The 19,206-nt window shown below is 60.1% G+C and carries 24 protein-coding genes; 21 read left to right on the top strand and 3 right to left on the bottom strand.

Features of this window, described 5'->3' with window-relative positions:
* The first annotated feature begins 2 nt into the window (after nucleotides 1-2).
* The 18 genes from ACCD03_RS03000 to ACCD03_RS02915 all read left to right on the top strand — a co-directional run bounded on the left by ACCD03_RS03000 (nucleotide 3) and on the right by ACCD03_RS02915 (nucleotide 15,519).
* Nucleotides 3-611, top strand: coding sequence for a hypothetical protein (locus ACCD03_RS03000; protein ID WP_413410770.1), 609 nt, complete (start codon nucleotides 3-5; stop codon nucleotides 609-611).
* Between the two features lie 27 nt (nucleotides 612-638).
* Nucleotides 639-1,571, top strand: a complete 933-nt coding sequence (locus ACCD03_RS02995; RefSeq protein WP_413410769.1) for a head decoration protein — start codon at nucleotides 639-641, stop codon at nucleotides 1,569-1,571.
* Nucleotides 1,572-1,677: 106 nt separating this feature from the next.
* On the top strand, nucleotides 1,678-2,742 hold the full coding sequence (locus tag ACCD03_RS02990) for a major capsid protein (RefSeq protein ID WP_413410768.1): 1,065 nt from the start codon (nucleotides 1,678-1,680) through the stop codon (nucleotides 2,740-2,742).
* Nucleotides 2,742-3,074: a hypothetical protein gene (locus tag ACCD03_RS02985; RefSeq protein ID WP_413410767.1), complete on the top strand. Its 333-nt coding sequence runs from the start codon at nucleotides 2,742-2,744 to the stop codon at nucleotides 3,072-3,074. Before ACCD03_RS02990 ends, ACCD03_RS02985 begins: the two co-directional genes overlap by 1 nt.
* The gene (locus tag ACCD03_RS02980) at nucleotides 3,071-3,715 is read left to right on the top strand and encodes an ABC transporter permease (RefSeq protein ID WP_413410766.1); all 645 of its coding nucleotides are present in this window, start codon (nucleotides 3,071-3,073) and stop codon (nucleotides 3,713-3,715) included. The genes ACCD03_RS02985 and ACCD03_RS02980 overlap by 4 nt, the downstream gene beginning before the upstream one ends.
* A gap of 11 nt (nucleotides 3,716-3,726) precedes the next feature.
* Nucleotides 3,727-3,909 (top strand): DUF2635 domain-containing protein, encoded by a 183-nt coding sequence (locus ACCD03_RS02975; RefSeq protein ID WP_004626052.1) that lies wholly within the window; start codon nucleotides 3,727-3,729, stop codon nucleotides 3,907-3,909.
* Nucleotides 3,906-5,387 (top strand): phage tail sheath subtilisin-like domain-containing protein, encoded by a 1,482-nt coding sequence (locus tag ACCD03_RS02970; RefSeq protein ID WP_413410765.1) that lies wholly within the window; start codon nucleotides 3,906-3,908, stop codon nucleotides 5,385-5,387. Before ACCD03_RS02975 ends, ACCD03_RS02970 begins: the two co-directional genes overlap by 4 nt.
* A 44-nt stretch (nucleotides 5,388-5,431) precedes the next feature.
* Nucleotides 5,432-5,800, top strand: a complete 369-nt coding sequence (locus tag ACCD03_RS02965; protein WP_413410764.1) for a phage tail tube protein — start codon at nucleotides 5,432-5,434, stop codon at nucleotides 5,798-5,800.
* Nucleotide 5,801: 1 nt separating this feature from the next.
* Entirely contained in the window at nucleotides 5,802-6,089 is a 288-nt protein-coding gene (locus tag ACCD03_RS02960) for a phage tail assembly protein (protein WP_413410763.1), read from the top strand.
* A 119-nt stretch (nucleotides 6,090-6,208) separates the two neighbouring features.
* Nucleotides 6,209-8,011 (top strand): phage tail tip lysozyme, encoded by a 1,803-nt coding sequence (locus tag ACCD03_RS02955; RefSeq protein WP_413410761.1) that lies wholly within the window; start codon nucleotides 6,209-6,211, stop codon nucleotides 8,009-8,011.
* Nucleotides 8,008-9,465, top strand: a complete 1,458-nt coding sequence (locus ACCD03_RS02950) for a DNA circularization protein (RefSeq protein WP_413410760.1) — start codon at nucleotides 8,008-8,010, stop codon at nucleotides 9,463-9,465. The genes ACCD03_RS02955 and ACCD03_RS02950 overlap by 4 nt, the downstream gene beginning before the upstream one ends.
* 3 nt (nucleotides 9,466-9,468) lie before the next feature.
* On the top strand, nucleotides 9,469-10,560 hold the full coding sequence (locus ACCD03_RS02945) for a phage baseplate assembly protein (RefSeq protein ID WP_413410759.1): 1,092 nt from the start codon (nucleotides 9,469-9,471) through the stop codon (nucleotides 10,558-10,560).
* Nucleotides 10,557-11,180, top strand: coding sequence for a phage baseplate assembly protein V (locus ACCD03_RS02940; protein WP_413410757.1), 624 nt, complete (start codon nucleotides 10,557-10,559; stop codon nucleotides 11,178-11,180). Before ACCD03_RS02945 ends, ACCD03_RS02940 begins: the two co-directional genes overlap by 4 nt.
* Nucleotides 11,177-11,623, top strand: a complete 447-nt coding sequence (locus tag ACCD03_RS02935; RefSeq protein WP_413410756.1) for a phage GP46 family protein — start codon at nucleotides 11,177-11,179, stop codon at nucleotides 11,621-11,623. The genes ACCD03_RS02940 and ACCD03_RS02935 overlap by 4 nt, the downstream gene beginning before the upstream one ends.
* Entirely contained in the window at nucleotides 11,623-12,744 is a 1,122-nt protein-coding gene (locus ACCD03_RS02930) for a baseplate J/gp47 family protein (protein WP_413410755.1), read from the top strand. The genes ACCD03_RS02935 and ACCD03_RS02930 overlap by 1 nt, the downstream gene beginning before the upstream one ends.
* An 8-nt stretch (nucleotides 12,745-12,752) precedes the next feature.
* On the top strand, nucleotides 12,753-13,349 hold the full coding sequence (locus ACCD03_RS02925) for a YmfQ family protein (protein ID WP_413410754.1): 597 nt from the start codon (nucleotides 12,753-12,755) through the stop codon (nucleotides 13,347-13,349).
* An 8-nt stretch (nucleotides 13,350-13,357) separates the two neighbouring features.
* Complete coding sequence (locus ACCD03_RS02920) at nucleotides 13,358-14,998, top strand: hypothetical protein (protein WP_413410752.1); 1,641 nt, start codon at nucleotides 13,358-13,360, stop codon at nucleotides 14,996-14,998.
* Nucleotides 14,998-15,519, top strand: a complete 522-nt coding sequence (locus tag ACCD03_RS02915; protein ID WP_413410751.1) for a DUF4376 domain-containing protein — start codon at nucleotides 14,998-15,000, stop codon at nucleotides 15,517-15,519. Before ACCD03_RS02920 ends, ACCD03_RS02915 begins: the two co-directional genes overlap by 1 nt.
* A gap of 53 nt (nucleotides 15,520-15,572) precedes the next feature.
* On the opposite strand, the gene ACCD03_RS02910 is transcribed toward ACCD03_RS02915, so the two are convergent.
* The 3 genes from ACCD03_RS02910 to ACCD03_RS02900 are packed head-to-tail and all read right to left on the bottom strand — an operon-like array spanning nucleotide 15,573 to nucleotide 17,690.
* Entirely contained in the window at nucleotides 15,573-16,706 is a 1,134-nt protein-coding gene (locus ACCD03_RS02910; RefSeq protein WP_413410750.1) for an acyltransferase family protein, read from the bottom strand.
* 37 nt (nucleotides 16,707-16,743) lie between these two features.
* Nucleotides 16,744-17,400 (bottom strand): hypothetical protein, encoded by a 657-nt coding sequence (locus ACCD03_RS02905; RefSeq protein ID WP_413410749.1) that lies wholly within the window; start codon nucleotides 17,398-17,400, stop codon nucleotides 16,744-16,746.
* Between the two features lie 5 nt (nucleotides 17,401-17,405).
* Nucleotides 17,406-17,690, bottom strand: a complete 285-nt coding sequence (locus ACCD03_RS02900) for an XRE family transcriptional regulator (RefSeq protein ID WP_413410748.1) — start codon at nucleotides 17,688-17,690, stop codon at nucleotides 17,406-17,408.
* A gap of 302 nt (nucleotides 17,691-17,992) precedes the next feature.
* On the opposite strand from ACCD03_RS02900, the gene ACCD03_RS02895 reads away from it, so the two are divergent.
* The 3 genes from ACCD03_RS02895 to ACCD03_RS02885 are packed head-to-tail and all read left to right on the top strand — an operon-like array spanning nucleotide 17,993 to nucleotide 19,169.
* Complete coding sequence (locus tag ACCD03_RS02895; RefSeq protein WP_413410746.1) at nucleotides 17,993-18,289, top strand: hypothetical protein; 297 nt, start codon at nucleotides 17,993-17,995, stop codon at nucleotides 18,287-18,289.
* Nucleotides 18,282-18,827 (top strand): glycoside hydrolase family 19 protein, encoded by a 546-nt coding sequence (locus ACCD03_RS02890; RefSeq protein WP_413410745.1) that lies wholly within the window; start codon nucleotides 18,282-18,284, stop codon nucleotides 18,825-18,827. Before ACCD03_RS02895 ends, ACCD03_RS02890 begins: the two co-directional genes overlap by 8 nt.
* Nucleotides 18,828-19,169, top strand: a complete 342-nt coding sequence (locus tag ACCD03_RS02885) for a DUF6527 family protein (RefSeq protein ID WP_413410744.1) — start codon at nucleotides 18,828-18,830, stop codon at nucleotides 19,167-19,169.
* Nucleotides 19,170-19,206: the final 37 nt, after the last annotated feature.

Here is a 19,206-nt window from a genome sequence, read left to right as displayed (position 1 = left end):
ATATGAGTATTCGCTCCCTTGCGGCGCGCGGGCTCTCGTTCGCCCATCTCGCCGGATTGTCCGCAAAGGCCTCCAAGGCCGAGGATGAAGACGACAAGAAGGATCTCCGCTCTGAGGAAGAGGACGACAAGGACAAGGGCACCAAGGCCGAATCCGAGTCCGATGAGAAGGAAAAGGACGACAAGGACGCCAAAGCCGAGGACGACAACAAGAAGGACGAGGCCGAGGAAGAGGACGAAAAGAAGGATGCGAAGGCGGAAGACGACGAAGACAGCGACCCGGATGCCGAAGACGATGACGGCGAAATGCGCGGTCGCAGTGCGGTCGCCCGAGCACGTCGCCGTGAACAAGCCCGCTGCGCTGCCATCTTCGCGTCGAAAGCTGCGGCACGAAATCCTGTGCTCGCCGCCAACTTGGCCTTCAAGACGCGCATGACGCGCGCCGAAGCGATCGCCACGTTGGAGGCGACGCCGGCTCCGGCGGGGCATTCGGATCGCTCCGCGCGCAATCCCGTCATCGGGACCAATGCTGTGAAGCCTTCGCACCAGCAGGCGCTGGCCGCACGCTGGGACAAAAACCTGCAGGCCGTCAACCCGGCCGGCCGCCGCTAACCGTTTCCGCCTTAAAGGATCTGAACCATGGGCAATCCCACTTATACGCCGTTCCAGGAGACGTTCCACAACGGTGGTTTTCTCGTCTCCCAAGCCAACGGCCATCAATCCATCGATCAAGGCACGCTTACCGGGGGCGTCAAGGTGCTCGCCGGAACAGTGCTCGGTACGGTCACTTCCGCGCTGACCGCAGGCGCAGTGGCTCTTGGCGCCAACACCGGCAACGGCACCTTCGGCACGATCACGCCGCAGGCTGCACCCGCCACGATGATCGGTGTCTACAACATCCTATTCACGGCTGCGACTGCCTTCACGGTGACGGCGCCGGACGGACAGACTGCAACCGGCACCACCGGCGTCGCATTCAGTGCGCTGGGGATCGGTTTCACTATCACTGCAGGCGGCACGGCGTTCGTGGCCGGCGACACCTTTACCGTGACCGCCGCCGCAACCCCGGGCAACCCGACCGTCACGTCGGCTGCTGGTGGCACGAACACGGGCAACGGTACTCTGGGATCGCTGACCGCGGCCGGCTATGCCGCCAAGGTGGGCGTCTACGCCGTCGAATTCGATGATGCGACGCACTTCATCGTTTCTGATCCGACCGGCGCAGAAGTCGGTCACGGCACCACCGGCGTCGCATTCAAGGCGGGCGGCCTGTCCTTCACCATCACTGCCGGCGGCACCGCCTTTGTTCCGGGCGACAGCTTCTCGATCACGGTGGCGGCCGGCTCGGGCAAATACAAGCCCTTTGATCCGGCCAACGTGGACGGGTCCCAGATCCCGAGCGGCATCCTCTTCGCAACGAAAGACGTCACCACCGTCGACAAGCCTTGTGCGGTGGTCGTCCGACAGTGCGAGGTGAACGCTTCGGAACTGGTTTGGCCGACAGGCATGAGCGCAGCCGCAATCACTGCCGCTCTTGCGCAACTGAAGTCGCTTGGCATCCAGCCGCGGTAACGCGGAAACCGCCTGATCCACAAGCCGCCCTCGGGCGGCTTTTTCTTTTCCGCAATCCCAGAGGCCGCCAGCAAGGCGGCTTTTCTTTTTCCAAAAGGAACAAGCCATGGCTGGCGAAATCATCGACATCTTTAACAGCGACGCATTCAGCGCGCTGACCCTGACGCAGGGCGTGCAGCGCAACCCGTACCAACCGGGCGCGCTGGGTCGTCTGAACATCTTCGACCCGAATCCGATTCGCACCACCGCTGTGTCGGTCGAAGAGCGTACCGGTACGCTGAAGCTCATCGGCTTCAGCGAGCGTGGTACGGAGGGCACGCAACGCACGACGGAAAAGCGCAAGATGCGCTACTTCGATGTGCCGCGGCTGATGCACGACGACACGATCTACACGTACGAGATTCAGAACATCCGTGAGTTTCCTGAAGGCGCTACTGGCCAAATCGTTACGGTACCGATGCAGCTGGAGCGCGAAGTAGCGCGCCGGCTGGCTGGACCGACGGGCCTCCTGGCGAGCGTCGAGTACACCAAAGAGTATTTGCGCCTCGCCGCAGTGCAGGGTCTGGTGCTCGACCCAAAAGACGGATCGGTGCTCTACAACTGGTTCGACGAGTTCCAAATCACCCAAGCCACCGAGGTCGGTTTCAATCTGGCCGCTGGAACGGCGAACAGCCTGCGCCCGATCATCAACAACATCAAGCGGACGATGGCGCGTAAGGCGCAAGGGGCCTTCACCCAGACGACCCGCATCATGGCGCTGTGTGGAGACGCCTTCTACGACCAGTTCTCCAATCATCCAGACGTGATCCGTACCTTCCTGAACTGGGAAGGCGCTCGGGACATCCGTGATGACGCATTCGGCGATGCGTTTGCATCGTTTGAGTTCGATGGCGTCACGTGGGTGAACTACCGCGGCTCGGACGACAACTCGACCATCAAGATTCCGGATGACAAGGTCAAGTTCTTCCCGGTCAACGCGCCTGGCATCTTCCAAGAGGTCATGGCGCCGGGCGAATCGGCCGAGTTCATCAACCAACCGGGCGCCCCCGTCTACGTTCTCCCGATCGTGGATCGCGACCGCCGCATGTGGTGGAAGATGGAAGCGTACGCATACCCGCTGTACCTGTGCACGCGTCCGGAAGTTCTGCTCTCGGGCCGCTCGGAGGCCTGATGCCGATCAGCTGGGACAAGGTGGTGCTAGGCCCGCTGATGGGCGTATTCGGCGAGACGGTGACATACATGCCGGCCGCCGGGGGCGTTTATGCAATCTCCGCCGTGTTTGACGACGCATACCTCAAGGAAGTGATGTTCGAGGATGCGTCGCAGGGCGTGACGGAGATCAGTGCGGTGCTTGGCGTCCAGTTGTCCCAGTTCTCGGCGCTGCCGGTTCAGAACGACAAGCTTTCCGTAGCTAGCGTCAATACGACTTTCGTCGTGCGCGAGGTTCGCTCGGATAGCCACGGCGGCGCAAAACTGATGCTGTCGAAGGTGAGCAGCCCATGACAACGTCTGCCGACATCCGGGCGCTCTTTGTGATGGCCCTCAAAGGGGCAACCGATGCGGGACAGTCGGTATTTTCTCCGTTCGATTGGCCGACCTCGTCTGGGGCGTATCCGCTGATTCTCGTGCATGCGAGAAAGGAGCGAAAGGTGTCACTCGGTCCTAACACGCCCGAGTTCGATGTCTATACCACCGTCGAGATTGTCGCTCGGACCAAATCTGCGGCGCAGGTTGGCGATGCTGGATCCGCAGTCGCGCTGAGTGCCGCTGAAGCTCTCAAGCTGCAGATAGAAACGGCTCTCATCAATAACCCGCTGATTTGGGCTGATCCGGCGGGTGGGCAGCGGATCGAGCAGTTCACTTCCTTGGATTCGGAGATCAACACGAACTCCGAAGGTGAAATGCCGATGGCCGAACTGGCCATGTCCATCGAAGTGAAGTTCTACCAGGGGCCGGAGCTGTTCTTTCAGATCCCCACCAATCCGCTGCAAACATTGGCCATTAACGCCGACATGGCCCAGCCCTTCGACGCGAATGGCACGTATTCGAATCCGCCGTTCCCGTCTGCAGTCAATCCCGCACCTCGCACCTCGGGGCCTGATGGCCGCAATGAGGGCGCTTTGAATATCACTCTGCCCCAGTAGGAGCACCACTCATGAAGGTCTTCCCGAGTCCCGGGCTCTCCGTGCGAGACCCGGCAACGATGAATTTGCTCGATGAAAACGGGCTCGAAGTCGCTGACGGCGATCTCTATTGGGATCGCCTGCTGCGTGACAAGGACGTAACGCTGACGCCTCCGGCGAAGGCCAAGCCCACAACCGGGGGTGACAAGCAATGACGATTCCGTTCAAGCAGATCCCGCAGAACCTCCGTGTGCCGCTGTTCTACGCGGAGGTCGACAACAGCCAAGCGAACACCGCAACGGCCAATCAGCGTGCGTTGATCATCGGCCAGATCACCTCGGCCGGCACGGCAACCCCGAACGTGCCGATCATCTCGCAAGGCGTCGCCGATGCAAAAACGCAAGGCGGCCAGGGGTCGATGCTCGCGCAGATGACCTATACGTACCGCCAGAACGACACCTTCGGCGAGGTTTGGTATCTGCCTTTGGCAGATGACCCCGCTGCCACCGCAGCTACCGGCTCCATTGCGTTCACGTCGGCCCCGACTGCTAGCGGCGCGCTCTCGCTGTACATCGGCGGCATGCTGGTCACGACTGCTGTCACGGCGAGCATGACGACCGCTCAGGTTGCGACGGCGGTTGCAGCGGCGATCAATGCCATCAACGACCTGGCGGTCACCGCTACGGCGAGCACCACGACCGTGACCATCACGGCCAAGAACAAGGGTTTGGCCGGCAACGACATCGACATTCGCGCTAACTACCGCGGCGTCGCAGGCGGTGAATCGACGCCGGCAGGCCTCGCATTCACCATCACCGCCATGGCAAGCGGGGCAACCAATCCCAGTCTGACCACGGGATTGGCGAACCTGCAAAGCATGCCGTTCGACTTCATCGTCTGCCCCTACACGGACACGACATCGTTGAATGCGTTGCAGTCGTTCCTGAACGATGCCACCGGGCGTTGGTCCTGGAGCGTTCAAGTCTACGGGCACTGCTTCTTCGCCTACCGTGGCACCTCTGCCGCACTGACGACGTTCGGCTTGGCGCGCAACAACCAGCATGAATCGTGCATGGGCTTCTACGATTCGCCTACGCCGGTTTGGAAGTGGGCTGCGGCCTTCGCAGCTGCTTCGGCGGTCAGCCTGCGCGCTGACCCGGGTGTGCCGTTGCAAACCGTAGCGCTGGCGGATGTGTTGGCTCCGCCGCTTGCATCGCAGTTCTCGCTATCGCAGCGCAATACCAACCTGTACGACGGGATTTCGACGTTCACGGTCGGTACCGACGGGACGGTGCGTATCGAGAATGCGATCACAACCTACCAACTGAACGCTTTCGGTCAGCCGGACAACTCCTATCTCGAAATCGAGACGATGTTCCTTTTGGCCTTCGTTTTGCGCGCGATGGCCACGCTCGTCACATCGAAGTATGCGCGAGTGAAGCTGGCGGCGGACGGCACCCGGTTCGCTCCGGGATCGAACATCGTTACTCCGAGCATGATTCGCGCCGATCTGATCGCCCAGTACCAAACGCTTGAGTACAACGGCTACGTCCAGAACAGCCAAGCATTCGCGCAGTCGCTAATCGTCCAGCAGAACGCCAGCAACCCAAATCGGGTGGACGTCCTTTGGCCTGGAACGCTGATCGACCAGCTTCGCATCTTCGCGCTGTTGGCCCAGTTCCGCCTCAGCTAATCGAATAGGCCGCCCTCGCGCGGCCACTCTATCTGGAGGGCCAGATGGCCGATACCACCAACCGCTTGGCCGGGATTGCATTCATCTCGGTCGACGGGCAGAGCTACATGCTACAAGCCGACCTCACGTATCGCGTTTCGAAGATCGAGCGCGAATCGCTGATCGGGCAGGACACCGTCCATGGCTACAGCGAGAAGCCGTCGACCGGGATGATCTCCGCAACGCTGCGCGACGCCAAGAACCTGAGCGTTGCCTCTATCAACGCGATGACGAACTCGACCGTCGTGCTGCAGTTGGCAAACGGCAAGACGATCATCGGCCGGAACATGTGGACGGTCGATGTCCAGGAAGTTAAGACCGCAGAGGCCACGCTCGAAGTGAAGTGGGAAGGCCCGAGCGTCACGGAGGCATGACATGTCGCAGCCCGAAGAAAAAATTCTGAAGCTCCGCAAGCCGGTCACGATCGGCAGCGGCGAGGCGGCTGTGACGTACGACTCGCTCAACCTTCGCGAGCCGACTGCTGGCGAACTCGACAAGGCCATGGCGGCATCCAGCAACATCGGCATCGGGATCATGTTGATCCACCTGGTGGCAGGGGTGCCGAAGATTGCCGTTGAGAAGCTGTGTCAACGCGACTTTACGGAGGCCAACGAGTACCTCGGGGGTTTTACCGACGATGGCCCGACGGCTGCGGAAGCGTAGTTGCTGACGTCACGCATTTTTTCCGCTGGGGGCCAGAGGATGCGTGGCGACTGAGCCTGTCCCGCCTGGAATGGTGGATGGAGCAGGCGATGCGAATCAAAAAACTGATGGAGCAGTGAATGGCGGCTGGTTCGACGTTTCAGGTCACGATCTCTGCGGTCGACAAGGCCACGGCCTCGATCCGAAAGATCAAGGCCTCGATCGCGAACGTCACGAAGCCGGCAACTGATCTCAAGGCATCGTTTTCTGCCTTGAGCAAGGAGGCCGGCCTCGACCGCGTCGCCAAGGGCATCAAGTCGATTGGGGGAGCCGCTCAGGATGCGGCCCGCCAGGTTGCATCGGTGCTCACCCCGCTCGCAGCGATAGCCGGCATCGGCTCCGTCGCAGGGATTGCGCTGCTCGCCAATGAGTGGGGCAAGATGGGGATGGAGGTGGAGCGGACTTCTAGCGTCCTCGGCATCTCTAAGGATCAACTGCAGGCGTATCGCGGTGCGGCAAAACTTGCTGGGCTCTCCGCCGAAGACATGACGGGAAGCCTGAAGACTTTGGGGCGCACCATACAAGACGCTACGTATGGACGGAACCAAGATGCCTTGGTGATGATGCAGAAGTTCGGCATCCGGCTCCATAAAACGAAGGATGGCGCTGTCGACGCGACCCGTGCACTTCACGATGTGGCGAACGCCATCGTCGCGCAGAAAGGGAATGTCCAGGCCCAGGCACTGATTGCAGGCACCTTCGGCGTGGAATCTTTGCTTCCTCTCCTCCAGCGAGGCGGTCAGGGAATTGACGACTTCGTGCGCAAGGCGCGCTCGATGGGTCTTGTATTCGACGACAAGGAAATCGCCAAGGGAAAGCGGTTCAACGAGAACATGCTGCGCCTTGAAGCATCGGCAACGAAGCTGAAGTACTCATTTGGTGAGGCCCTCGCGCCTGCTGTCGAGACGGTTTTGAACGTCATCGGGCGACTTGTCGATAAGTATGGCGACATGGTTGCAACGAAGGTCGCAGAGTACGCCGAGAAGTTCGCGAAGTGGATCGAGAAGGTTGATTGGGAGAAAACCACCAATCAAATCGGAAAGTTCGTCGATGCCATCGGCGGCGTGAAGGGTATCGCCATTGCAATCGCTGCGATCTCGTTCGCCGGCCCCATCGCCAGCGTGCTGGGCTTGATTGCCAATCTGACGCTGCTGACCTCTACGACGGTGCCTGCAGCCGTGACGGCATTGGCCCGACTAGCTGGTGGCCCCGTTATGGCGGCTGTGTTGGCGTTGCTGCACTCAAAGGACCTGAATACCGGGGAAGCCGAATACTTGGAGGATCACCAGGCGACCGCAGGGGAGCCATGGAAGGGTGATCCGATTGGGGATCGGCGTCGTGCCGGAGCGGCGAATGATCCTCAAACGGCGGGCGTTGTTGCCAAGCTGCAGGCTATGGGCTGGTCCAAGGAGGCAGCCGCGGGTTTGGCGGCTAATTTCTGGAAGGAAAGCCTCTTCAATCCTAAGGCTGTCGGCGACAACGGGCATGCCTACGGCATCGGCCAGTGGCATGAAGACCGGCAATACGAGTTCAAGAAGCTGACGGGTGCGGACATTCGCGGGTCGACGCTAGAACAGCAACTGCAATTTGCCGACTACGAGCTTCGCCAAGGCAAAGAACAGGCGGCCGGTCGCGCGCTACAAGGGGCCAAGACTTCCCAGGAAGCGGGGGCCATCGTTTCGCGCCTGTATGAGCGGCCCGCTGATGCCGCCGGTGAAGCTGCGCAGCGCGGTCAAATGGCAGCCGCCATCGAGCAGAAGCTCCAAATTGACGTGCAAGTGCACAACGCCCCTCCGGGTACTCGGGCGACGGCCAGCGTGCGGGGCAATGGCGCGTCGGGTGCGCGCGTCAGTACCTCGAACGTTACGGGACCCCAAGCATGAGTTTTTCCGCGCAAGTAGGAAATGCCGTCGGAAGCATCGCGGGCGTTGCAAAGACCGTCAGCGAACTGACGAGTATTTTCAGCGGGAGCGGATATTGGAGCCAGCTCCGCCCCGCCAGCTACAACGGTATCCCCTTTGCGGTGCTATCTGAAACCGGGCGATTTGGACGGCGCTCTGTCGTCCATGAGTACCCGAACAAGGAAACGATGCCCTGGATTGAGGATCTGGGGCTGCAAACCAACGTCTTTCGCATTGCTGGCTTCCTCGTCGAGAACAGCCTTGTTTATGGTGGAGGGCCAGTCCTTGACCAGCGTGATCGGCTTCTGAAGGCGATTCAAGGTGGTGCGACTGGCAGTACCAAGGCGCCAGGCCTTGGCACGCTCGTGCATCCGACGTTTGGTACGCTCAAAGCGAACTGCATGGAGGTGGAGTTTGGAACTTCCTGGGATCGTGGGCGCGTTGTCGAAGTCCGGTTCGTTTTCGTCCGTGGAGGTGATCGTCTCTATCCGGAATCTAAAAAGCCCACGGCGAGTGCGGTTGAGAGCGCTGCCTCGGATCTGAACGCATCGACGCTGATGAGCTTCGCCAAGCGTATCGCTAGCGTTGTATCGGCTGGGGCTCAGGTTATTCAGTCGGCTGTGTCTACTGTCGTAGGCTGGTATCAGTCCGTCACCACATTGATCCACGACGTAAGGCGATTCTGGAACTCTGTCTCTACGTTGGCCGGGAATTTCGGGCGCCTATTCGGCGGCGGAAATGAGGGGTATGCAGGCTCCAACCCGAAGGCTGCGAGCACAGCGACAGTGGCGAGCCTGATCTCGGCTGATACGCTCAATCGGGCAGCCGTTGCAACTGCTGGCAGCGCGCTCTCCGCGGCGGCGTCAAATGTGGGTGCCGATCAGGCGACATTCGCAGCATCGGCGCAGAGTGTTGTCTCCGCCCTTGCAGCCTCGGCATCGTCGCCGGCAGATGCAATTCGCCTTCTCTCGTCGCTTCTCAGCTATGTTCCGGCGCCAGTTGTGGGCGCATCGCAGATTGCTGTTGCGCAGACGACCATGCAGGCGGCCTGCGCTGACCTGCTTCGGCGCTCCACGGTGTCGCAAATTGCGGTATCGGCAACCGGGTATCAGCCGGTGTCGGCCGATGATGCATCCAACGTTCGGGACAGCATTGCCGCGCTTCTCGACAACGAGATCACGATTGCCGCAAATCAGGGTGAGGATGGCGTCTACATGTCGCTGAGGAGCCTGCGGCAGGCCGTGGTTGCAGACCTGGATGCGCGCGGGTCAGGGTTGGCGTCGGTGCAGGTGTTCAATTTTTCCAGCACGTTGCCGGCGCTCGCTTTAGCAAACCGCATCTACAGAGATGCGACGCGAAGCGACGAGCTGGTATCGCAGGCCAATCCTATCCACCCGGCATTTATGCCAGTGAAGTTCTCTGCGCTCTCAAACTAAGCGATGCAGGACGACGGAATCTATCTATCGGTCGGCGGCAACATGCTGTCGGGCTGGACGAGCTTGCGGTGTACGCGTGGCATTGAGCGATTCCCGAGCGACTTCGAAATCGGGATGACGGAGTTGTTCCCCGGGCAGGCCAATGATTTTGTTGTGCAGGAGGGCGACGAGTGCATCCTGTCGCTCGGCGCTGATCCGGTCATCACGGGCTATGTGGACCGAGTTGTGCCGTCGATCAGCGCCAACATGCACGAGATTCGTGTAACCGGCCGCGGCAAGTGCCAGGATCTGCTCGATTGCGCTGCCGAGTGGCCAAACGGACAGATCAGCAGTTGCACGGCGCTCGACATAGCAACCAAGCTTGCTGTGCCGTACGGCATTACCGTCAATTCGGATGTGACTGGGCTGCCCATCATCCCGCAGCAGAACATCATGCTGGGAGAAACCGCATACGAGATCATCGAGCGGTCGGCCCGGTTTAGTGCGCTGCTGGTGTATGAGAACGCAGACGGGACGCTGGAACTCACCCGTGCGGGCACCGAGGCCATGGCCAGCGGTGTTCAAGAGGGCGTCAACATGGAAAGCGCGGCAGTCGAGCGCTCCATGGATCAACGCTTTTCCGAGATCATCTGCGTCATGGTCGGCACAAACAACCTGCTCGACCTCAACGCTGTCAATGCACCGGCATTTACGGCCAAAGACCCAAACGTTCCCCGACACCGCCGACGCATCATCATTGCTGAAGCTGGGGAGCTTGGGTGGAGCATCGGAAAACAGCGTGCGATATGGGAGGTGGCTCGCCGTAGCGGTCGGTCGGAGGTGGTCCATCTGACCGTCGACAACTGGCGAGACGTTGCAGGGAACGTGTGGCAGCCTAACCGTCTCATTGACGTCTTGATTCCGTCCTTGAAGGTGTCAGGCGACCAGGCCGGGACTGTGCCGGTGCGTTACCTGATTTCCGAGGTGACGTATCACCTTGGGCTCGATGGCACGCATGCAGAACTCACCTTGATGGCGCCGGAGGCGTTTTTGCCGCAGCCAGTGCTTATCCAGCCGCAGTTTGGCGACGTCATCGGAACTGTCCCTCAGCAATGACCGATCAGCATGGAATTCTTGAGCGCGTCGCTCGGCGCGTTCTGCTTTCGCTCGCCCGTGCGTTGGTGACAACCGTCAACGATTCCGGCGGCGTGCAGATGATGCAGGTGAAGCTGAATCCCCTGGAGACACGGGATAACACGCCACGTGTTGCGGAATTTGGCCTGACGTCCAATCCGCCTACCGGGTCTGACGCCTTTGTCGTATTCCTGGGAGGGGACCGCTCGAATGGGGTGGTGCTTGGGACGGTTCATCAACCCTCAAGGCCGACGGGGCTGGCGCCTGGCGAAACGATGCTTTACAGCCAAGACGGCAAGTACGTCTACATGACGGCATCAGGCGGCATCGTGGTCGAGGCGAAGGGGCAGCCAGTAACTGTCAATGACGCCTCAAATGTCACTGTCAACTGCTCTGGCCTCTTCAAGATCGTAGCGCCTGGGGGCATTGAGTTTGATACGCCGATGGTGAAATCCAGCGGCGATATGCAGGACAACTTCGGGACGAACGCGCACACGATGGCGCAGATGCGAAGCATCTACAACACGCACACCCACCCGATCCAGAACATCCAGACGGGCGGTAGCACGATCAACTCTAATGCACCGAACCAGACGGAATGACCGATACGACGACCACCTGGGATACCGCCAACAGCCGCGGTGACTGGAGCATGACGGGCGCGTTGCTGACGACCGGCAACGATATTGAGACTGCGTTGCTGATCTCGCTGTTCACCGATCGCCAGGCAGAGCCGGAGGACGTGATTCCAGACGGGACCAACGATCCGCGTGGATGGTGGGGTGACGAGTTCAGCACGGTCAAGCTGGGCTCGCGCCTATGGTTGCTGAACAGATCAAAGCAGACTCAAGAAACGCTGCAACGCGCCTATGACTACATCGTCGAGGCGCTGCAATGGATGATCGATGACGGTGTGGTGGCGAAGTTCGACGTCTATGTCGAGTGGACGTCCGCGGGCCAGCTAGGCGCACAGGTCGTCGCGTACAAACAGGATGGTTCCACGGTTGCGAAAGCTTACTCGTGGGCATGGAACGGGATTAACTGATGCCATTTGCTCGGCCTTTACTGACCGATCTGCAGACGCAAGTCGCCTCTGACATCGCGTCCAGCGTTCCCGGTTCGGATCCGCTGCTGCGCGTCGCCAACCTTCGCATCACGGGGAACGTTCAGGCTGGTCTCGCGCACCTCCACTATGGCTATCTGGACTGGATCGCAAAGCAGGCGGTGCCGTGGACGGCCACGGATGAATACCTGGAAGCATGGGGCGCGCTGAAGAGCGTATATCGCAAGCAGGCCACTTCGGCTACCGGGAATGTCACCTTTTCGGGTGCCTCCGGAACGATCCCAGCAGGCACCACGGTGGTTCGTGGTGATGGTGTGACGTACACCACCAACGCCAGCGCAACTGTGTCAGGCAGTTCTGTGACGGTGGCGGTCACTGCCGTCACGGCCGGCTCAGCCGGAAACTGCGTGAGCGGTACGGCCATGTCGCTGGGCGTCGCCATCACCGGTATCCAGTCAGGCGGAACCGCAACGGGAGCAATCAGCGGCGGCGCGGATGTGGAAACCAACGCCGCATTCAGTGCGCGGGTCATCTCCGCATTTCAGACAGCCCCACAAGGCGGGGCGAAGGGCGACTACCCGACTTGGGCGCTCGCTGTCGCTGGTGTGACGCGGGTGTGGGTTGCCCCGAATGGGTTCGGCACCGGGACCGTGGTCGTCTACTTCATGATGGACAACGCGGAAGCGGCTTTCAATGGATTCCCGCAGGGTTCGAACGGTGTCTCGCAATACGACCAAGGTCCGGGAGGCGTACCGCGTGGTGTTGTGGCGACAGGCGATCAACTCATGCTTGCCAATGCGCTCATCTCGCTACAGCCCGTCACCGCGCTTGTCTACGCGTGCGCACCGATCGCGAACATGGTCAACTTTACGATTTCCGGTTTGACGTCTTCGACCACGGCTACGCGTGCAGCCATCGCGGCGGCAATTTCAGGGGTATTTCTCTCGAATGGTTCGCCAGGTGGGACGATCAATCTTTCCGCCATTGAGTCGGCCATTGCTGCTATCCCGAACACCTCTGGGTTTGTCATCACTTCACCGGTGGGCAACATCACGAATGCAACGGGGAATATCCCTGTGCTCGGCTCTGTGACTTACGTTTGAGGTGAGGGATGCTAGCGCCAAATCTCACCTCTGACGATTATCTCCGAGCCTTCCAAGCGCTGATGCCGCGTGGTCGCGTCTGGCCTCGCGATCAAGATGCGGTCCAGACTCAGGTGTTCTCGGGGTTGACCCAGGTCTACGGACGACAGACCGCGCGTTCCAATTACCTGCTGGTTGATTCGTTCCCTGGTACGACGTACGAATTGCTCCCCGAGTGGGAGTCCACTCTCGGCCTGCCGGACCCGTGTGCCGGTGAATCCCCAACTGTGCAGCAAAGGCGCGCGCAGGTTGTTGCTCGCCTCGCAAACTCAGGTGGCCAGTCTGCGGCCTACTACATCGGGTTTGCGGCCAAGCTGGGCTATGGAATCACGATCACCAACTTTGCTCCTTTCCGTTGTGGGCAGAGCACGGCGGGCCAGCAACTCGGCACTGCCGACTGGTTCTTCACCTGGTCGGTCAATGCGCCGCTCAACACAGTGGTTCGCTTTGCTGCGGGCCAATCTGCTGCCGGCGAGCCTCTGGCCAGCTGGAATAACACCGTCCTCCAGTGTGAGTTAAGTGCCATTGCGCCGGCTCACACAGTCCTCCAGTTCCGATACTCGTAAGGAAATCCATGTATCAGATAGATAACTCGACGGCAGCGACTACGCAGCCGGCGTCGACGGCTGCCGGTACAGCAGGCTTTTTCACGGATGGAAACCCGGCAACGAGCACGCCAGCCACTATTGTTCCGGCTGAATGGCTCAACTCAGTGATGATGGAGTTGGCGAATGTTGTTACCGGAGCGGGTTTAACACTTGCCAAGAACCAATTCAACCAGGTTCTTTCAGCGATTAAGCGTCTCGGGCAGGTTACTGTCGTCTTGGCCGACACTGGGGCTGCGAACGCATATACCGCGATCAACGCGATCCCCTTGGTATCCGGAACATGGGTCGATGGCGTGGTCCAGCAGGTCAAGATTGCTCATGCGAATACGGGTCCGTCAACTTATGCACCCGACGGTCTTCCAGCCATTCCTATCTATGGGCTGGGCCTCCAACCATTGCAAGGAACCGAGCTGGCCGTTGGTGGGACTGCAGTTCTGGTGCGCACCACAATCTCGAGCGTGAATAGCGGTAACCCTATCTGCGTGTTGTTCGAGTGCGCTGGTGGTCCCAGCCAAGTAGCGCCGGCTACGCAAAGTAGGCATGCGGTTCAGATGGGGCAGATCCAGACACAAGCAGGAACGGCCTTCACGACTGGCGGCACTGCGCCGGCCTTCACGTTGACGCCGTCACCGGCCATTACGTCATACGTCGCCGGCCAGCGTTTTCGCGTCAACTTCAACGCTGTCGGCACAACGGGCGCAAACACGCTGAACATCAACGGCCTGGGCGCGGTCGGCTTGGCTCAGTACGGGCCCGATGGAGCAATCAACCCAGCCGTGATCCCGGGCAATCTTCTGACCGACGTTGAGTACAACGGGTCATTGATGATTGTCTTGGACCCCGTTTCGTCGGGGTATGTTGGGCTTCTGCCCGTGTCAGCGTCCGTAGCATCCAATGCGCTGACCTGCACGCTCTCGCCTACAGCTTTGGCATTCCGTTCTGGGACGCTGAGCAGCGGCGCAGTAACGCCGCTATCGACCGGAAGTCTTTCCATCACGGTGCCGTCGGGCGCGACGCTGGGCACAGTAAGCGGCACGCAGGCCATGCTGGCGTTGCTGGTGGCCTATAACGGCGGCACGCCCGTCCTGTGCATTGCGAACGTTGCCGGCGGCTTGGATCTTTCCGAAGCGAACCTGATCAGTCCCACGACGATCAGCGGCAGCTCTAACTCGGCGAGCACGATCTACTCGGCATCGGCAGTGTCGGCGAACTCTCCGTATCGAGTGGTCGGCTACATCAACATCACGGAGGCGACGGCAGGGACGTGGGCCACTGCGCCTACGCTCGTGCAGGGGCAGGGCGGCGAAGCGTTCGCTGCGATGCAGTCGATCGGCTTTGGTCAGACCGAGCAGGATGTAACGGTAAGCCGCGCTATCGGCACGACCTATTACAACACCACGTCGCGCCCTATCTTGGTGAACGTTGCTCTTACGTCAACAGCCACCAACCAATCAGCCATTATCAACGTGAACGGTGTCGCATTTGTTGGCTCCAGCATGCCGAACTCTGGGCTTTCTCTCGCCGTCTCCGCCATCGTGCGACCGGGAGTGTCCTATGTTGTGCCAGCGGGTAGCTACACACTCGCAACGTGGAAGGAGATTCGCTAATGTACGCAGACCAGTTCTATCAGGATGCAGCCGGTGGTCTGCACTTTCTTTCAGCGTTGGATCATGCCAATGCCGTAAGCTCTGGAATGCTTTTGCCGGATCCCACTTGGGTGGCTATTACAGCCGATCAGGCCGCCGCAGTTCAGGACCCACCGCTTACCTTAGCCCAAGCACAGGCTAAGCAGATTGAAATGCTTGAGTCGGCATATGCGTGCGCAATATTTCAGCCGGTCACATTCACTACGGCGGCCGGTGTGAAAAAGACGTTCCAGGCAGACGCGGACAGCCAAATTGTTCTGCTCAAGGCGCAGCAAGGTTTTGCGATCGCAGGAGCGGTGCCACAGGGCTTCTACTGGCTCGCTGCCGACAATACGCAGGTTCCTTTCGCGCTCGCCGATCTGAAGGGGCTCTACTCAGCAATGCTGGCCCAGGGCTGGGCCGCGTTCCAGCATCTGCAGGTGCAGAAAGCAGCCGTGCGCGCTGCAACGACTACCTCTGGCGTGATCGCTGTGACTTGGTAGATCAAGAAAGCGACACCACAAAAATGCTGAGGATTGCCAGATATTGCATGGATTCAGGCCTTAGCTTGGTCAACTGCATCTGCGTGACGGCCGGGTGCAGTTGAGAGAATCAAATCTCGCACCCAGTTTGACAATCGTTGCTCGATCAGCAAATAGGAGATTCGAGCAACGACGATGGAGAGCGCAGACACGGTCAATCCGTACAGGAATCCCCTTGAGTATTCGAGCATTCCAATTTTTGTCAGATATTCACTCAACCAAACATGAAGCACGAAGTGCCAGATGTAGAGCGAAAACGAGATGTTGCCCAAGAAAATAAGCGGCTTGACCACTGCAGCGCCGTGGCACTTCTCGTACCAAGCAAACGCGAACACCAGAATAGCGAAGCCAGCGCCCGACTGCACTAGCCCGAAGCCGGAATTGTATCCAGAGAATAACTGCCACGCGACGGCAATCGACACAAATGCGCAGAGCATAATTTGCGCCTCTCTTCCGATACTCGGAATGATGCGCAGTGCGCGCGCTGCGAGAACACCGATCAGGAAGTTCCAGACGATGGGATTACTCGCCAGCCTCAGATAGCCCACGCGGTAGCCATACTCGACAAATGGGTCCCAGGACAGCGCACCGTCCAATGTTGGCCGCACCCAGAGGGTAGACAGGAAAAAGACGGCTAAGACTACCCATGGGCGCCCGACCAATATCCCGATGGCGAGCACTGCATAGAAGAGCATTTCATAGTTGAGGGTCCAACCGACGAAGAGCTTCGCGCCGTAGACGGGCGCTGGGCTGCTTCCTAGGGGATAGAAGATCGCCGCCTTAATGAGATCGAGAATGTCTGCGACCGGCGAGAACCCGGGAATGCTGACGTAACACCAGACGACGGTTGCGATCAGATAGAGGGGGGCGATCCGCGCAAGCCGCTTGGCGGCAAACTCCCATGCCGAATGCATGCCTGACTTGTATGTCGGCAGCCCCATGACGAATCCGCTGATTACGAAGAACAGCGACACACCCAGATCTCCGCGCTTGAACAGATAGTCCCCGAGGGGAAACGACGGCAGATTGAATGCGGTGTGGAAGTGGTAGAGCATCACTGCCATTGCCGCCAAACCTCTCAGCGCCTGGACCGTGTGATAGTTTTTCGGCCGTGCGTATTGCAGGGCTGGTGCGATGCGTTCCGTCACTGTTCTCTCGTTCCGTTGAAGATGCCTAATCGGCTGATCAGAACCGATAGCGCAATAGTAGCAAGTCCACCGAATGCCAGATCGATGGTGTGAGGTTGTTGTTTGAGGGCTTGATGAAGAAATGCTGATAGACCAGCGAGACATTGCCGTATGAGACCGAGGCGCCAATGACTGCGCCCGGGCGCCATCCGTCAGTGCTGCTGACTCGCAAGGTGATAGGCCATGGGGCCGTCCCGTGCCAGTTACTTACATCTTCCACCCAAGTCGCGCGGTGCAACGTCGGGCCGGCCTCAATTCCGAATCGCCATTTGCCGACGTCGTAGTGCGGTTCGAGGGTGAGCAGAAGTGCTTGGGCGTGGCCAGAGCCACGGAAGTTCGCGAGCGGAAGGCACTCGCCATTGCATCCTGTTGCCGATGTTGGGTTGTAGTTGTCGTCGCTTGGTGTGGCAAGACTCTGGGTATGGATCTGCCCGAGCCAGGCCCAATCTGCGTGCCATGAAATGCCCCAGCGGGATGCACGGTATAAGTCGCCCGTAAAGCCTACCTCGTAGGCTGGGGCTGTGAGTTGCAGCTTGTGTGGAAAGCGTTCTTGCACCCAATAGCCATCCGGCCCGCGGCTATAGGCGGCTCCGCCAACGCCGGCTTCGAGATGGATAGGAAGCTCGGCATGCGCCGCCGTGACGCAGCCGAACAATAGCGCTACGACTGCGGCTCGCCATCCTGCGTCAAATCGATGGTCGCGCCGACCTGGCGCATGCGTTGCAGCACGCGATCGATGGCTTTGTCGTCCAGTTCGAGGCGCGCGAGCCCAAAGAACAGCATCTGTGCGCTCATTTCGCGCGGCTGCTCGCCGCCCGTGTACTTCCGCCACTGGTTGTTGCCGGCGAGGCCGAACAGTGACGCCATCTGCTCGCCGGTGAAGCCCAGCTGTTCCTTCAGCTTGCGCAGTTCCTCTGGCGTTGGCGGGGAGTAATCGATTGACATAGGGAAGCGCGCGCATCACGCGCGTGATGAACTCGGGTTTCATGGTCGTCCTTGCGGGATGGCGGGCTGCGCGGATGCGCTACCCAGTGCAAACAGTATTAGCCCCAATGGGGCTATTGTCAAGAACATTAAACCAGCCCGCCGCGAGCGGGCTTTTTCTTTTCTCGGGGGTCTGAATGTCCGAACCAATCAGCGGAAGCGCGGCAGCAGGGGCCGCAGGTGCGGCCGCTTTCAAAGCCATGGGCGGTACGGCCGCAGTGGCGGGAGGTGCGAGCGTGCTTGCAACGATTGTGGTGATGGTGATGACGCTGCCGAAGAATCGCGGTGAATGGGCAGTTGCTTTGATCTCGACGGTGGTGGCCAGCCTTTGCGGCGGCGCTGCGGCAATCCAGTACTTTGGGCTTGCCACATGGATGACCACGACCAACGGGGCTATGGCGCTGGGCGGCATCTACTTTTCGTGCGGCTTGCCCGGTTGGACGATTGTCCGCTGGGTATTCAACTTTCTGAACAAGCGCAAGGACAAGGATGCGGCGGAGATTGCCGTCGAGGTTGCGGGAGACGTGCGCCAGATCGTGACAGGTGTGAAAAATGGCTGAGCCCCTTGTCACAGCGGCGCAGCTGCACGCGATCATGCCGCTGGCCGGCGCGCGCGCGGACGTGTTTGCGCCGATCCTGGCTGATGCGATGTTGTTCCGGCAGATCAACACGCCAGCGCGCGCAGCGGCTTTCCTGGCGCAGGTTGGGCACGAGTCGGGCCAGCTCCGATACCTGCGGGAAATCTGGGGGGCCACGCCGGCCCAGGTTCGGTACGAGGGCCGAGCGGATCTCGGGAACACGCAGCCGGGCGACGGCAAGCGCTTCATGGGGCGCGGGCTCATCCAGATTACTGGGCGCGTCAACTACGCCGCATGCGGCGCTGCGCTGGGACTTGATCTGGTCGCCCAGCCCGAGCTGCTGGAGAAGCCGGAAAACGCTGCCGCATCGGCTGCCTGGTTCTGGCTACAGCACAACCTGAACCGCTTTGCTGATCGCGGCGATTTTCTAGGGCTGACGCGCGCCATCAACGGCGGCACGACGGGCATTGCCGACCGCCGTGCGCTCTGGGAGCGCGCGAAGAAGGCATTGGGGGTCTAAGTGAAATTGGAAGAGATGCAGAGCGGCGATGGTATGCGCACCATGATGTTCGATTGCCCTGGTTGCGGCTTTCTACACCAGGTGCATGTGAGAGGACCGCAGCCGCCGGTTTGGAGCTGGAATGGCAGCATGGACAGCCCCACGTTTACCCCGAGCATTTTGGTGACAGGAGTGGTCCAACTCACGAAAGAAGAGCATGCCGCCTATCTGCGAGGTGAAGGCTTGCCGCCAGCGCGCCCCTTGCGATGCCACTCGTTCGTGACAGACGGTCGCATCCAGTTCCTCGGTGACTGCACACACGCGCTCGCCGGCCAGACAGTAGATTTGCCCGACATCGACTGACCAGTTCGACACAACAACGCAGCCCCGCCTTGAGCGG

The sequence above is a fragment of the Ralstonia sp. Ralssp135 genome, assembly GCF_047304345.1.
Taxonomy (GTDB): domain Bacteria; phylum Pseudomonadota; class Gammaproteobacteria; order Burkholderiales; family Burkholderiaceae; genus Ralstonia; species Ralstonia chuxiongensis.
This window is presented reverse-complemented; position numbering and strand designations above follow the sequence as displayed.